Source organism: Dinoroseobacter shibae DFL 12 = DSM 16493 (assembly GCF_000018145.1).
GTDB lineage: Bacteria > Pseudomonadota > Alphaproteobacteria > Rhodobacterales > Rhodobacteraceae > Dinoroseobacter > Dinoroseobacter shibae.
Genome location: NC_009958.1, coordinates 24103 through 38145 on the forward strand (window position 1 = coordinate 24103; position 14043 = coordinate 38145).

General features: G+C 59.7%; 8 protein-coding genes and 3 pseudogenes. 3 read left to right on the plus strand and 8 right to left on the minus strand.

Translation table 11 applies throughout. The annotated features are described in order from the left end of the window. Positions 1-85 precede the first annotated feature (85 nt). On the minus strand, positions 86-1117 hold the full coding sequence (locus DSHI_RS20580) for an IS110 family RNA-guided transposase (RefSeq protein WP_012187383.1): 1032 nt from the start codon (positions 1115-1117) through the stop codon (positions 86-88). Between the two features lie 107 nt (positions 1118-1224). Next, positions 1225-1982, minus strand: a protein-coding gene (locus DSHI_RS22065; RefSeq protein ID WP_085930431.1) for an IS5 family transposase whose coding sequence is annotated in 2 segments (ribosomal slippage) — positions 1225-1661 and positions 1661-1982 — 759 coding nt in all. Because the reading frame shifts where the segments join, the coding sequence is not laid out codon by codon here. A gap of 691 nt (positions 1983-2673) precedes the next feature. Here DSHI_RS22065 and DSHI_RS22070 point away from each other — a divergent pair. After that, positions 2674-3434, plus strand: a pseudogene (locus DSHI_RS22070) (IS5 family transposase). Positions 3435-4037: 603 nt separating this feature from the next. Here DSHI_RS22070 and DSHI_RS20600 read toward each other — a convergent pair. The 5 genes and pseudogenes from DSHI_RS20600 to DSHI_RS20620 all read right to left on the minus strand — a co-directional run bounded on the left by DSHI_RS20600 (position 4038) and on the right by DSHI_RS20620 (position 10934). Further along, a pseudogene (locus DSHI_RS20600) lies at positions 4038-6205 on the minus strand (ParB/RepB/Spo0J family partition protein). A gap of 180 nt (positions 6206-6385) precedes the next feature. Further along, positions 6386-7597: a plasmid replication protein RepC gene (repC, locus tag DSHI_RS20605; protein ID WP_012187387.1), complete on the minus strand. Its 1212-nt coding sequence runs from the start codon at positions 7595-7597 to the stop codon at positions 6386-6388. Between the two features lie 214 nt (positions 7598-7811). Beyond that, positions 7812-8741, minus strand: coding sequence for a plasmid partitioning protein RepB (gene repB, locus DSHI_RS22075; RefSeq protein ID WP_083768441.1), 930 nt, complete (start codon positions 8739-8741; stop codon positions 7812-7814). After that, positions 8725-9918 carry a plasmid partitioning protein RepA gene (repA, locus tag DSHI_RS20615; RefSeq protein ID WP_012187389.1) on the minus strand — a complete coding sequence of 398 codons (1194 nt, stop codon included), beginning with the start codon at positions 9916-9918 and terminating at the stop codon, positions 8725-8727. Before repA ends, repB begins: the two co-directional genes overlap by 17 nt. 134 nt (positions 9919-10052) lie before the next feature. Then, positions 10053-10934, minus strand: coding sequence for a recombinase family protein (locus DSHI_RS20620; RefSeq protein ID WP_012187390.1), 882 nt, complete (start codon positions 10932-10934; stop codon positions 10053-10055). Positions 10935-11160: 226 nt separating this feature from the next. On the opposite strand from DSHI_RS20620, the gene DSHI_RS20625 reads away from it, so the two are divergent. Next, a complete protein-coding gene (locus tag DSHI_RS20625) occupies positions 11161-12228 on the plus strand; it encodes a hypothetical protein (protein WP_012187391.1) in 1068 nt (355 codons plus the stop codon). Between the two features lie 533 nt (positions 12229-12761). Here the strand turns inward: DSHI_RS20625 and DSHI_RS23170 are convergent. After that, positions 12762-12923, minus strand: a pseudogene (locus DSHI_RS23170) (hypothetical protein); the annotation flags it as partial. A gap of 674 nt (positions 12924-13597) precedes the next feature. Here DSHI_RS23170 and DSHI_RS20630 point away from each other — a divergent pair. Continuing rightward, entirely contained in the window at positions 13598-13858 is a 261-nt protein-coding gene (locus DSHI_RS20630) for a hypothetical protein (protein ID WP_012187393.1), read from the plus strand. Positions 13859-14043 lie beyond the last annotated feature (185 nt).

Below are 14043 nucleotides of genomic sequence, written 5' to 3' on the forward strand. Positions count from 1 at the left end.
CCAGACCACGACATCATCGGAACCGCGTCCCTGAGGGACCTCGAAGACCTGCGGTCAGGCAGGTAACGGCTGGTAACTCACAGTGTCATGCCGCATGGCTGATTGGCGCCCCCGCTTGGAATGCGGTTTCGTCACGCCACATCCGGTGAAGAACAACGGCGATGCGGCGCGCAAGCGCGACCATGGCACACTTTCGGCCCCTGCGGCGGGCGACGCGCTCGGCCCAGGTTCTCAGCCATGTAGAAGGGCCGCGGTTCATCATGACGGTCGCGGCCTGACACAAGGCGCGGCGCAGATTGGCATCGCCCGCCTTCGTTATGCCGCCTGAGACATCGCGTTCGCCGGATTGATTGCGCGACGGTGTCAGGCCGGCCCAGGGGCCCACTTTCTTTGAGGAACTGAACCGGGACGGGTCGTCCACGGCGGAGCGGAACGTCAACGCCACGACCGCGCCGATACCGGGCATGGACATCAGGCGCTGACACACTTCATCTTCTTGGGCCAATCCGCGAACGTGCCGCTCGAGTCCAGCCAATTCCTGTCGCAGGGCGGCGCGGGCACGCAGCATCGGCTCGGTCGCCGCTTCCAGCATCGCATTTCCTGTCGCCAGTTCCCGAATGCGGTGTTCGAAACGGCCTCGGGAGATGGCGCCCACCTTCAGGCCGAAGTTCCGCAGCAGGCCGCGCAGAGACATCTCCAGCGCGATCATGCCCTGCTGGACCGCTTTGCGTGCCGCCAGCAGGGCGCGGACTTCCTGCGCCGAGACGGACTTGCAATGGACCGGCCGGAACCACCCGAGGTGAAGCAAACGCGCGATGCCCTCGGCATCCCTCCGGTCCGTCTTGATCGGCATCGCCTTCAGGGCGCTCTTTACCCGGCGCGTTTCCATAAGCACCACGTCCAGGCCCGCGGCCGAGAGGCCCCGATGCAGCCACTGCGACAGTGGTCCGGCCTCGAGACCGACGGCAGCGATGCTGCCGGACTGCTCTTCGATCCACCGCGCGAGCGCCTCGGGCTCGCTGATGACCTGCGCCTCCCTAACGATCTTTCCATGCTCGCTGATCACGCAGATCGCAGTCTTCTCCAGCGATACATCCAAGCCGACAAACAACCTCATCCCGCAGTCCTCCTTTTGGATCCGATACGGGAACGGCGACAGCTCGCGCGACAGTTGGCAAGCGGCAACGGGCGGCGTGTGTGTGGCGCAGGCCCCGTTACGGCATCTCATAGCCAATAGATGACGGTTGCCGCTAGGGCGATGGCTGAGAGAAAGACCTTGGGACAGCGGTCGTATCGGGTTGCCACACGCCGCCAATCCTTGAGCCTGCCGAACATGATCTCGATCCTGTTGCGCCGTTTGTATCGGCGCTTGTCGTACTTCATCGGTTTCTTGCGTTGCTTTCTTCCAGGGATACATGCGCGTATCCCTTTGTCTTTCAACGCTTCTCTGAACCAGTCCGCATCATATCCGCGGTCTCCGAGCAGCCATTCAACCTTTGGCAAACTGCTGACCAAAGCGCGGGCCCCGATGTAATCGCTGACTTGTCCCGCCGTGACGAACAGATTGAGAGGACGTCCCTGGCTGTCACAGATCGCGTGCAGCTTGGTGTTCATTCCGCCCTTGGTGCGTCCGATCAGGCGGCCACGCCCCCCTTTTTCACGCCCATGCTGGTCGCCGTTCGGTGGGCCTTGAGATAGGTTGCATCGATCATCACGGTCTTCCGTTCGCCATGCTCGGCAGCCAGGCCCGCCATCATCCTGGCGAAGACACCTCTGTCGCTCCACCGCTTCCAGCGGTTGTAGAGCGTCTTGTGTGGACCATAGGCAGCGGGAGCATCGCACCACCGTAAACCATTGCGATTGATGAAGATAATCCCACTCAGCACACGCCGATCATCGACGCGGGGTTTGCCGTGAGATTTCGGGAAGAAGGGCTCAAGGCGCGCCATCTGCGCATCCGTCAGCCAGAAAAGATCGGACATGTTCACCGCTCGGTTTTCGAACCGTGAATCATGTAGCCAAGCAGAAATCAATGGGTCCTGACCCTAGGCCCCAGGATGGGGGGCATGCGTTCTGTGACCCCCCCTTCTCAAAGTCTGCCCCCTTCTAAAAAATTGCAGGGCTATTCTACATACATGCTATGTGTGCGAAGTGGGCGGTAATTCGGTTTTTTTCCGCATGTGTGTTGCATGGGGACTGGACGGGGCGCAGGTTGCGAAAAAACTCTGGTAACAGAGGCGGTTTCCATGGGCGAAGGCCGTTTCACAGCGGTCCTGAATATGCGGTGGAGGGTAGCGGTCTGGACAACAGCGAGGGCATCATGGCGATCGCGATGGGCGGGAAAAGCAAGCTAGGGGGCTGTACGGACTGCTCCAGGGCTCTCAGGCCGATTCTCCGGATGCGGAGATGGGGTCTTGCTGAGACAGAGGCCCCCAGGGCGCAAATTGCGGTTGTCTCGGGGGGGGGGGGGAGGTCTGAGTTCCCGCGTGTGCTTCCAGCTCACAGCGGGTTCTGCTGGGTGCTTCCGGGTGACAGCGGGTTCTGTTGGGTGCTTCCGGGTGACAGCGGGTTCTTCCAGGTTCCCTCTCCCGGTCTAGGGTCCGTACTCAATTAGCGGATTCCCATTGAGGTTTGGTTCTGATTCACTTTTGCCATGATCGGCGGGAGCGAACGATGGCAAAGACCCTTTATTGGCTGAGTGACGACGAATGGGCTGCGATCCAGCCGCACCTTCCGACAGGTCGGCGTGGCGCGCGGCGGGTTGATGATCGGAGGGTGATCTCCGGCATTCTGCATATGCTGCGAACGGGAGCGCGATGGCGAGACTGCCCGTCGGAGTATGGTCCCTATACGACGATCTACAACCGCTTCAACCGATGGTCCAAGCAGGGGGTGTGGGAGGATGTTTTCTATGTTCTTTCAGGCTCTTCCGGTGTGGTGGGCACCACCAGCGCCGACAGCACGTCGATCAAGGCGCACCGCTCGGCGTCGGGCGGAAAAGGGGGGAGTTTGCGCAGGCGATCGGACGATCACGCGGCGGACGGACGACCAAGGTTCATGCCCTGACCGATGACATCGGGCGGCCCGTCGCGTTGTGCCTGACGCCGGGCCAGGCGCATGACCTGACAGGTGTGGCGATGCTTTTGGAGCGCATCCCGACCCCACGCCGCCTGCTGGCGGACCGCGCCTACGATGCGCGCAGATTGCGCGACTGGCTGGCCGAGCGCGGTTGCTAAACAGTTATCCCGCCAAACCCTACCCGCAAGCATCCGCACACCTATGACAAAGCTGCGTATCGCGGACGCAACGTGGTCGAAGGGATGTTCTGCCGACTAAAGGATTTCCGCCGCATCGCAACACGTTACGACAAGCGAGCCGATATCTTCCTCTCAGGCGTCTTCCTCGCCGCTGCAATCGCCTGGTGGGCCAAATGAGTCTGGACCCTAGTGGGTTATGCGCCAGAAACTCGCTCTGCTTCTGTGTCGCCCGGTTGCCGTTGAACCCGTGGTAGACACTGCGGCCTGCCTTGGGGCCGTTGAGCGCGGGGAAGGCAGCCCACACATGGGCGATGCGGGTTCCCATAGAACGCAGGTTGATCTGACTGGACAGAAACTCCGGCCATCCGGCTTCGTGGAGCAGGAACAGAGCCATGCGATCCTGCATCGCTGCGTTGAACGGTTCATTGCCTGTGAGGCCGAGGGACTCGATCAGGTGGTCCATTGTACCAGATACGATCTGGTACCGGCCCGCGGCAGAGGAGACGAGAGCGCCCGGAGGACAGTTACGACGGTTGGCCGCCAACCGTTGCCAAGCGCGGACTTCGGACACGGTTTTGGAGGTCAGGGGGCGTTTCGGCTGGGGCCGCGCGCCGTTGTAGAAAGCATCGTAGCCGTCGGGGCCCTCAGGGGCGCCGTGTCGAGAATGGTCGTTGCAGACATGATTCCTCATCCTGAATACGTCATTTTGCATTCATCTTATTGATATTGTTGTATTTTATGTGATTAAGGGCGGGTTTCCCCGCTCTCGGATGGCGCAGATCACTCCGCAGCCATCATCGGCGCCTCACTATCCGGGAGGTCAGCGGTGAAGAAGGCAGGCAGATCGACCTCATCGGTCTGGCCGGCGTCGGAACCGGGCTCAGGCGCCCCCTGCCCTTCCGCGTCGTCGAGTGCTGCAAGGTCGTGACGGCGAAGAACCTCTGACAACCAGCCGCTGCCTTTCAGCAGACGCTCGGCTTCGGTCGCCATCTCGCCCTTCTTCAGATGATCGAGGAGCTGCGCCGTCCCCTCCCCTTTCGACTCACGCACGGCCTCGAGGATCCGGACCTTGGGTACCCGGTTCAGGTAGGTATCGGCCGTCGGCTCCCAACCCGCCTCGACCATGTCGAGATCGACCGCCTGTGCGACCAAGTCGGACTGGGCCATCCGCTTGGTCAAACCGCTGGCGGAGATACCGGCACCATAGAGATTCACCTTCTCGTGGAGCGCGTTGATTCCGAAGCTGAGGCAATGCGCGAGCAGCGACAGCCGACTCGCCTGATCAAGGGACGCCAGCTAGTCCCTAAGAGCGGCATCGTCGCCGAGCGGTAGGTCGGCTTCCCACTCCGCGTGGAAATCGTCCACCAGCTTGGCCACCACGCTGTCCTTCAGATCGCTCGCCTGCGCCGACATGTAGACGTGACGAACCGAAGCCTCGAGGCAGCAGCCGGCCAAACTGGACGTCCGGAAGGTGTCATTGACGAGCTTCAGGAGCAGCAGTGTCAACGCGACGTCAGGGGAGCGACCGACAGCTTCGCGCAGGCCAGTGTCCGGTACGCCGTCAACTCAATGACCAGCCGCTCAGGCAATGGCTTCAACGCACCATCGTCCTCGTCGTCGGGCAGGTTCGCACCAAGCGCCTGACCAGCAGAAGTAATTACCGTGCCGTGGCCGATACCATCCACATTACTCCCCGCTGAAAGCTCAGCGCCCTGCCCGTTTGCCTCCTGTTCACCGCTGTGGACGTCGGCGTCTTCCCGAGGCTCATCCTCGGGCCGCACAAAGCCCCGATAGACGGCAAGCTCGCCATAGCGATCAAGCGTCATGAAAGCCCCTGCCCGCGCGATCTCCTCATCGTCGGAGATCAACGGCCGGGCCTCGAGTTTCTCCATCGCGACTTCCAACTCGCCAAGACGTGCGTCGATCCCTTCGGGGAATTCATCCTGGCCCTCGTATTCCTCCTCGAGCGCCCGGTATTCGGCAAGCAGCTTGGCATGGGCCGCGCCTTCGTCATCCGTCATCGGCACCGGGTCTCCGCTCAGCCGTCGCAAGCCGTGGCTGTAGCCATAGGGCAGGTCGAGCGAGACCTCGATCCATTTCCAACCTTCGGTCGCAATCGCTTCGGCTTCAGCCTGTAGCTTTTCGCTGACCAGACGATCCAGCAAGGCAGGGTCTTCCAGCCAGCCGCCATCGTCGCCCTGGAAGAGGTCGTGCAACATGGTGCCGCCAGCAACCTCATAGGCCGCGATGCCAACAAAGACGGCACGACGATCGGAGGCCCGCACCGAAGTTTCCGTCAGCATCCGCCGGATCTGATACTGCTCCTTATTCCAAGACGACTTGATCGCCTCCCAGACCTGAATCTGGCGCTCATGATCCGGATTGACCGTGAAGGCCATCAGCTGCTCCAACGTCATCTCGTCCTCGGCATAGAGCTCGAGCAGGGCAGGGGCCATGGCGGCGAGTCTCAGGCGCTGTTTGACCACCTGCGGCGTGACGAAGAAGGCGGCTGCGATCTCTTCATCGCCCTCACCCTTCTCCCGAAGCGCCACGAAGGCGCGGAACTGATCGAGCGGATGCAGGGCTGCGCGCTGCATGTTCTCAGCGAGCGAGTCGTCTTCGGCGAGGATCGCGGAAGTGGCATCCCGTACGATGCAGGGAATGGGCGTCGTCTTGGCCAGACGCTTCTGCTTCACCAGGAGTGACAGGGCCTGGAAGCGCCGACCACCAGCGGGGATTTCGAACTTGCCGGTCTAGGACACGTCATCCGCCAGAACGGCCCGAACGCTCAGGCTCTGCAGTAACGCGCGGCGGGCGATGTCTTCGGCCAGCTCCTCGACCGAGATGCCGGCCTTGATGCGCCGGACGTTGGACTGGCTCAGCACGAGCTTGCCGAAGGGAATGTCCCGGGACGGGGACAGGGTGACTTTCTGGGCAGATTTCGCCATCAGATCTTCTCCACGACGGGCGCCGGAAGCCACTCTTTCTATCTCACATCCCGGCACCCCTCAAACCAACAAACCTTTCCCTCTCTTATTCTGACGCCCCCGAGACATGACCTTAACAGCTGTTAAGTCGTCAGTCCCGAGGTGGCGGAACAGTACGTAGTCTCTCAACCTTAACAGCTGTTAAGCTGCAGATCGTCGCCCAATCAATGCCATGACCATCGGCCCACAGGAAAACTCACCGGCCGCAGCTTTGGCGGTCAGAGCTCGCAAGTATCCACCAGGCGATCTGATGTCCTCAAAGCGTTCCAGCATGGCAGCAACGACGATCGACGCTTGCTCCGGACCCATGAACCGCTGGGCTTCTTCCCATGCAGACGAACTGATCCCCATAGCTGGCCGCACATGGCATGCCGCGTCGAAAAGCTGATGCCAATGCCGGATTTCGCCTTGGTAGAAGGTCTTGAGCGAGGGACATGCCGCGATCACTAGATGCAACGGGATCTTTGGCAGGTTTTTTGTGTCCTGTTCATCGACGCCAGCCACAGGCTCATCCGTGTCCACATCTGGCATGCCGGCCACCGCCCGGCTTTTTTCTAAAGCAGGTTCAAGATCTATAGATTCTTTATTTGAATTATGATGGTGACGCTCAAATTGGGCATCATTGGTGTTCATTTCTTCTGTTTCAGGGCCATCAATGATGTTGCGTGCCTGGTCAAGGAGACCTTCAAGGTCGGCTCGGTAGGCCGCGAGGTCCTCAATTGAAAGCTTGCGGCGAAGCGCGCGGGCTGTGAGGGCGGCCTTGTCGCGAAGCTGATCCCAGAAGCCTAGGCCCGGCTGCATCTCGTCTCCGAACTCCGCGAGGGCCGCGAGATCGCGTCGCATGAGGCTTACGACCTCTCTCAGGCGCCTGACGCGCTCCTCAGCTTCACGTACGGTCTCTGCGGCCCGTGCTATCTCTTCGGACTGACAGTAGAGCGGGGAAAGATCGAAACCAAAAGCGACGCGCTCTCCGCCGTGCTTGCGGACGTAGCGCTTTCCATTGGGGCTATCACGCCGCTGGAGCAAACCAGCATCGACAAGACGCGCGAGGTGACGACGCATCGTGGAGCAGGGCATACCATTCAGGCGCTCACAGATCGCCTTGTTCGAGGGGAAGACTACCATCTCGGCGTTTCCGCCAAGTGCATCATCTGGAAAGAAGCTGAGGAGCCCCTGCAAAACAGTCAAATCACGTTCTGACACGCCAAAGGCCGCTTGCGCCTTGGATAGCTCGCGCAGGAGTTCCCACTTGTTGACGGGTCTACCCGGAACAGAAGCCTCGGGTCGCTCAATCACGCGCAGATGGGCCTGCGAGATCGGCCGCATAAACGGCGAAATCGGTGTGTACTCCATGAAAACGTTCACGAAGGCAAAATTTCTAGGGCCCGCGAATCGCTTTGCGCTTGCGGGGTAGGGGCCAGAACGCTACATTCAGAAGTGCGAAAACTGAGATTTTGTAGCGGGCTGATCCCGGTGCGAAACCTTAAAAAGGTCTCGTGAAGCTAGCTTCTCGGGGCCTTTTTCTTTTTTGCCTGTATCGTGCCTCCTTTTTGTTGGTTGCTCTTCCTCAGTCTCCTGAACGCTTCCAGCGCTCATGAAGCTCGGTAATCAGCTTTGAGGCATTGCCCTCCAACCAGCTGACAAATTCAGGTTCATCGGTAGTCAGATCGAGTTTTAGCTGCTTGCCTTGGCGACCGGTCTTGACTGTCGCAGCTCCGACACCGGGGATCTCCAAAGCAGGCGCACCCTTGCGAGGCGAACCTGCTTTCCTCTCCGCGCTCTTCGCAGCTTCCAGAACTGCGAGAAACGCACGATCAGAAACCTCATCCACCGAGCCGGAACTTTCGGACTTAGCTGCATGAGCTGCGGCTTGCAGTTGGTCTCGATCACCGTCGTAGGCACCCAAGGCCTTTTTGAGTTCTTCCCATCTTGGGCGACCAATACCGGGAGCCGCACCAATTGCCTGGATGAGTTCCTCGCCGACTGTCCGAACGACACTCAAGAGTTGTGAAACCCCAGCTTCATGGAGGTTAAGGACTTCGGCGACACCTCGATTGGTGCGCTCAGCCCCTTCCAAATGGTCACCGTCCAGAAGCGCCGTTGCAACAAGCGCACGTTCAATAAAGCTCAGATCACGACGCTCTTGGTTCTCGAGAAGCTGATCTCGAAGCGCTTGATCACCCTCAACTTCCGTGACGATGGCTCGAACTTTTATACCGAGTTCGCGACATGCTTCTAGGCGTCTGCGGCCATAGATCAGGTTGTAGCGATCGCCTTCCAGTGGGCGGACCAATACAGGCACACGCTGACCGTTCTTGGAGATAGAGTTCTTCAGGCCCTCAACTTCAATCTGAAGCCTGTCATCCAACCGTCCTTCGGTAACAATCTGCACCGGATCGATCTCAAATACACCGCCACGCAGTCGGCGCCCTTCAAGAGCGTCAGGAGCGTTGCGAAGGGTCTGCAGCGGCAGGCCAAGTTTAGGCTTTCTTGCCATTCCGCCCCCATGTGTTCTGGATGATTTCAGCGATCTCATCGTTCACTGCGTTCATGGATTCGATCGCACGATCAAACGTCTGACGCGTGAAGTCCTTCTTGTCAGCTTCGTAGAGCGTTTGCTTGGTCAAGCCGGCATCAGAAATTGCGGTCGATTCAACCATGTGATTGGTCAGAATCGACCTCCCGAACAGTCCGCGAATGAAAGCGATGACTTCGGTTTGTGGCGCGTCGCCGACTTTGTATCGCGTTGGCAAAAAGCGCAGCCAATCGAAGCGCAGATTTGCGCCTGCATCCCTGATCACTCCCAGGAGATCCGCGGTCATTCGCAGGAATTGGGACATCGACATGAGGTCAAGCATCTGCGGATGAACCGTCACGAGGACACCCGAGGACGCGGAAAGTGCTGACATCGTCAAGAAACCAAGCTGCGGCGGGCAGTCGATCACGACAACGTCGTAGTTCGCTTCAACACTATCGAGTGCGTCATGAACTCTCGCGAAGAACGCTTTCGCTCCGCCTCGCTGGATAGCAGCAGGCGTCTCGTGCTCGAACTCCATGAGTTCAAGGTTGCCCGGGATAAGATCAAGGCCGCGGATGTAGGTCTTGCGGATCACTTCGGCGATCGGAACCGGATCGTCATAGCGAACGGCATCATAGAGGGTTCCGCCCTCCATAAGGTCGAGTTCTGGCTGGATTCCGTGAAGAGCCGATAGAGATGCTTGGGGGTCGAGATCGATCGCAAGAACCCTGTACCCCTTGAGCGCCAAGCGCTGAGCGAGGTGAGCAGACGTCGTCGTTTTGCCGGACCCGCCCTTGAAGTTCACCACTGAAATAACTTGAAGCTCGTCACCGTCGCGACGCCCAGGCACGTAAGTTCCAGACTTTTTTGCGGTTCCTTCAAGCGTCTGCCGGATTTCCCAGATATCGTCGAGCGTATAGCGACGATGACTTCCAGCCGTCGTCTCAACGTCAACGATCTTTCCTTCTCGATGAAGCTTCCGAAGATAGGTATGGTCGACGCCAAGGAGTTCAGCAGCTTCGCCGCTGGTCAAAGTGCGCATCACCTTCTTTGCATCCGGAGGGAAGTGTGCGGCGCGCTGAGCATGCAGGTTCGACGCGAGAAGTTCCGCGTAGTGCCCGATGGCGATGTCTAGATCCTGCTCTAATTCGCTCATGTCTGCCCCGATCCGTGGGCGCGTTTTTTATGTGACCGCGCGGTATTTTTCGAGACTATTGCCCGACCAACCAGATTCGTGCAAGCACTTTCTAGATTTAGTGGCAATCGGTTAGGCCAACACAAGTGTGATCCTCAGAGGAGCCCCAGGTTTTCAGCACGCTCCAGCAGCATTCTGACTGAGGAAGGCTGCCAGCTGGTGCGACCGCGAGGGGTGCGCTCACGCATGGATTCCAGTCGGTCACAGATTGCCTGCAAGGTGATCTCGGGGTCAGCACCTTTGATTGCAGCGACAATCGCAGGCAGGCGATCGTCGGTTTCGCGACGTCCAGCGCGTCCAAGCACTTCAGCGGGCAGGAACCCGTCCCGCACATATGCCTTCACAGCGCGGAGTAAACGGCTTTGGGTCCAGTGGCGGCCGTGGGGCAGGGGGCCATTAATGATCCGCAGCACATCTTCCCAAGCCATATCCGGCCGCAGGCGCCGCACATGCGGCACCCAATCCTGCGCGGTCTCGTTCAGGCGTTCCATGTAGCCATCCTGCCGGGCAAGCCGTACCTTGCGCAGCGCGGCGGGGTCCTTGGTGCGAAGCCCAGGATTGCCACCAACGCGACCTTTGGCGCGCGCAGAGGCAAGACCCGCCTTGGTACGCTCGCGGATCAGAGCGCGTTCAAACTCGGCCGCGGCGCCCAGAACCTGCAGCGTGAACTTGCCCTGCGGCGATGCGGTGTCGATTGGATCCTGCAGGGAGCGGAAAAAAGCTCCCTTGGCTTCCAACCGCTCGATCACCTCCAGCAAGTGCGACAAGGACCGTGCAAGCCGGTCGATCCGAACGACAACCAGAGTGTCGCCCTTGCTAATGCGCTCCAAGACCCGCGCAAGCACCGGCCGGGCGCGATTGCCGCCTGAGGCGTGCTCTTCGAAAATCTCGGAACATCCCGCAGATTGAAGGGCCTCCGACTGGGGCAGGGGGGTCTGATCCTCTGTGGAAACACGGGCATAGCCTATCAGGGACATGAAATCGGGCCGTTTGCAATTTAAGGTATCGCTAATAAACGACCGTTTGTAAACAAATGCAAGCAAGCGCTCTCTGGTCGTGCTCCTCCAAAAACCCTTGGTTTCCTTGCGCTAAGCGCGGTCTGAGCGGTTTCACTGGCAGTCACGCTCGCATACTGTGTAATAAGTGTCGGCAACCGCCACAAAATCATTTGGGTAATGTGCAAAACCTCAGTATTTTGCATATATGAATATGCAAGCCTCTACTTTGACTGATGATTTCGATGACCCCCTCAACACCATCGAGGAGGATGAAGAGGCTCACGAAGACGATCTCTGGTTTCTGCCTGGGCCACTCGAGGAAGAACCGGATGATTTGCCTCCCGGGCCACGGGCGGAACCGCCAGACACTGCTGTTATCGAAAACTGGGCAAAGGCAGAAGGCATTCACGCTGCGCGACTGGCACGGGTCGCTGGACGCCTGGGTGCTCTGGATGACCGGCTACTGCGCGGTCCTGAAGGCTGGCGGCACCGCCTCGCACTGATCGAGGCAGCGGAACTCAGCTGGTTTGCAGGGGACCGGGTGAGTTCTGATCGTCTGGCGCTCTGGATATCGATGCGGCTGTCGGGTGCACAGGATGACCCGAATGCGCTGGCACGCGTTGGATGGGCTGTTCGGCGCCTGACAGGCGGTCCGGGACCGGAGTCTGACTTGGCCGCCTTCCTGAATCGCCGCGATCCCAAGAACATTGAAGACAACGCCGAACGCTTCAAAGATCGCGCGGGCGGATGGCTGGACGTCATGGCGGCTGCGGGCGAGCTCCACCCGATCACGCGGGCTTGCATGGGCTTTCATCTCTGGAGTCTGGCGGGTCTCGGTGGGCAGGGCGACCAGATCGAAGCCGCCGTCACGGCGTCCAGGATCGCGGCCAGAGACGGAAGCGGCGCCGTCTTCGCACCGCTCGCCATGGGCGGGGCAGGGGGGCTGCGTGTTTCGGGCTTGCCACCCGAACGTTTGGCCCGCTGGCTGGATGGGATGAACAGCGCAATTCTGACGGTGATGCGAACACTTGACGATATTGAAGCGTGGACGGGTCGGGCAGAAAACGTCATGGCGCAATTGTCTGGCCGCACGCCGCTTGCCTTGCGAAGAACTTTCTCTCAATGGCCCTTGGTCTCCGCTCCAATGGCAGAAACCGTGACCGGAGCCAGTCGCGCCGCCGTTCAGCGCAATCTGGCGTGGATGGAGGCAAGGGGTTTGATCCGCGAAGTGACCGGGCAAGGGCGATATCGAATGTGGTCTCTCGACATCTGAAAGTCGTTTCTCAGGGTTTGCGGGGTGGCTCCAATCTGTCAGCATGACAGAAATTGTCATGCTGGGATACTACAACAAACGCAAATTTGAAATGAGGCCGTCAGCATGACTTTCTCAAAAGCTGCCAATCTGTTGCGCGTCGCTGACATGGTGACCTCGCGGTATGATGGAATCCGATTGCAGGACGTGACGGACGAGTTCGCCTGTGATCACCGAACCGCACAGCGCATGATGCGTGCTTTTGAAGCAGTGTTTCCTCAGGTTAGCGTTACCGAAGATGATCAGCGCCGCCGCCGCTGGCATTTGCCCCGCAGTGATCCTCGATGGCTGCAGGCCCAAGGACTACGTGACAGTGAATTGGCCGCACTCGAAATGGCAGAGAAACGCGCGCTTCGCGATGGCGCGCTCGAAGATGCAAAAAACATCCGCGCTTCCGCCATCGAAAAATATGCTGACGCCTTGCGAAGGATCTCGTTCGCCTGGCGCAGCTCGCGGTTCTCCCGCTCTAAGGCCTTCAGCTTCTCAGCCATCTCGGTCGAAATACTGGCGCGATCTCCGCGATCAACCTCGGCCTTCTTGACCCATTTGTTCAGCGTCTGGGGAGCGCACCCGATCTTCGAGGAAATCGACAAGATCGCTCCTCTCGGGACATTGCCATGCAATGCCCTGCCGTGCAGTGGACCAGCGGCTCTCATGCTGCCCGGGATTGTCCAGAACCAGGCGAACGGCACGCTCGCGTACGTCGGGGGAACACTTGTTCGTCGTCTTGCTCATGATGCTTCGTCCTGCTCAGGAGTTGAAGCCTCCGGCAAACCCGGCGCGGTTCAGTGGCAGGTCACCGTTTCTTCACAAGCCTCCGCCGTGCCGCGTTTTGCATCGCGGTGGCCTGTCGCATGACAGCTGAGGCCTGAGAAGATCCACATAGTGCCGCCGGCGAAGCTAAGCGGCGGCCTCGACATGGTCGTGGTGGTCCATGCAGATGCAAATGCGGCTTCGTGGGGGTGCCAGACTTTGGAAAACCGGCCCGGAGAAACGACAAGTTTGGCCGTAGAACCCTCAGAACCATGCGCTGAGTCCAGGAAACCTCATAATATTAAGGTATTAAGGTTATTCAAATGCGGGTTAAAGACGCGTTTTCTGATCATCTTGCGCGCCAGGTATCCCGGACATTCCCTTTGATCCCGTTGAGGTCGCCGCATTCACCGCCGAGGGCTCCGGTCGGGTCGAAGGCTCCGCCTTTTACCGTCGACGCGACAGCAGCATTGTCACCTGCGCCGCGGACACCGTCCTGCTCGCGCCCGACACGGCTTTCACGCGCGAAATCGACCGGCGCGTCCAGACGGCCTTCCCGCGAGACACGATCCTCGCCTTGCGCGCCTGCTATGAGGATCCCGCGCTGTCAAACGCTTTCCGCCGCACGGTGTGCAACGCCGACGGTGCGTTCATATTCGACAGTCTTGCGCCAGGGCAATGGTTTGTTCTCACCCGCATCCGCACCACGCCCGGCAGTACCATTACCCGCGACGGCGAGATTTTCCTCCGCCAGTTCATCCGCGTCCCCGCCGACCGAATCGCGACACCTGTCCTGACCAATCTAGACATTCACTTCGTCTACAGCGATCTGCTGTAGGCAGTGGTCAACGGCGCTTGTGGCGAAGCGCTGGTTACAACGATGTAGCCCTTCTCGTCAGAAGCAGGGACCAGCGCTGGTCCGTAAGCTGCAGCCGCCCAAACACCTCATGCGTATCAAAGACGGGATCTTGTTGGACGGAATGGCCTGCTTCTGAGACGCGCGAGCCTCCCATGCTCATAGGA

What these genes read in the sequence shown, in the direction of transcription:
- repB (WP_083768441.1), bottom strand. Translation starts at nt 8,741, where the DNA reads ATGGCAAGAAAGCCTAAACTTGGCCTGCCGCTGCAGACCCTTCGCAAC.
- DSHI_RS20620 (WP_012187390.1), bottom strand. Translation starts at nt 10,934, where the DNA reads ATGTCCCTGATAGGCTATGCCCGTGTTTCCACAGAGGATCAGACCCCC.
- DSHI_RS20580 (WP_012187383.1), bottom strand. Translation starts at nt 1,117, where the DNA reads ATGAGGTTGTTTGTCGGCTTGGATGTATCGCTGGAGAAGACTGCGATC.
- repC (WP_012187387.1), bottom strand. Translation starts at nt 7,597, where the DNA reads ATGGAGTACACACCGATTTCGCCGTTTATGCGGCCGATCTCGCAGGCC.
- DSHI_RS20625 (WP_012187391.1), top strand. Translation starts at nt 11,161, where the DNA reads ATGAATATGCAAGCCTCTACTTTGACTGATGATTTCGATGACCCCCTC.
- repA (WP_012187389.1), bottom strand. Translation starts at nt 9,918, where the DNA reads ATGAGCGAATTAGAGCAGGATCTAGACATCGCCATCGGGCACTACGCG.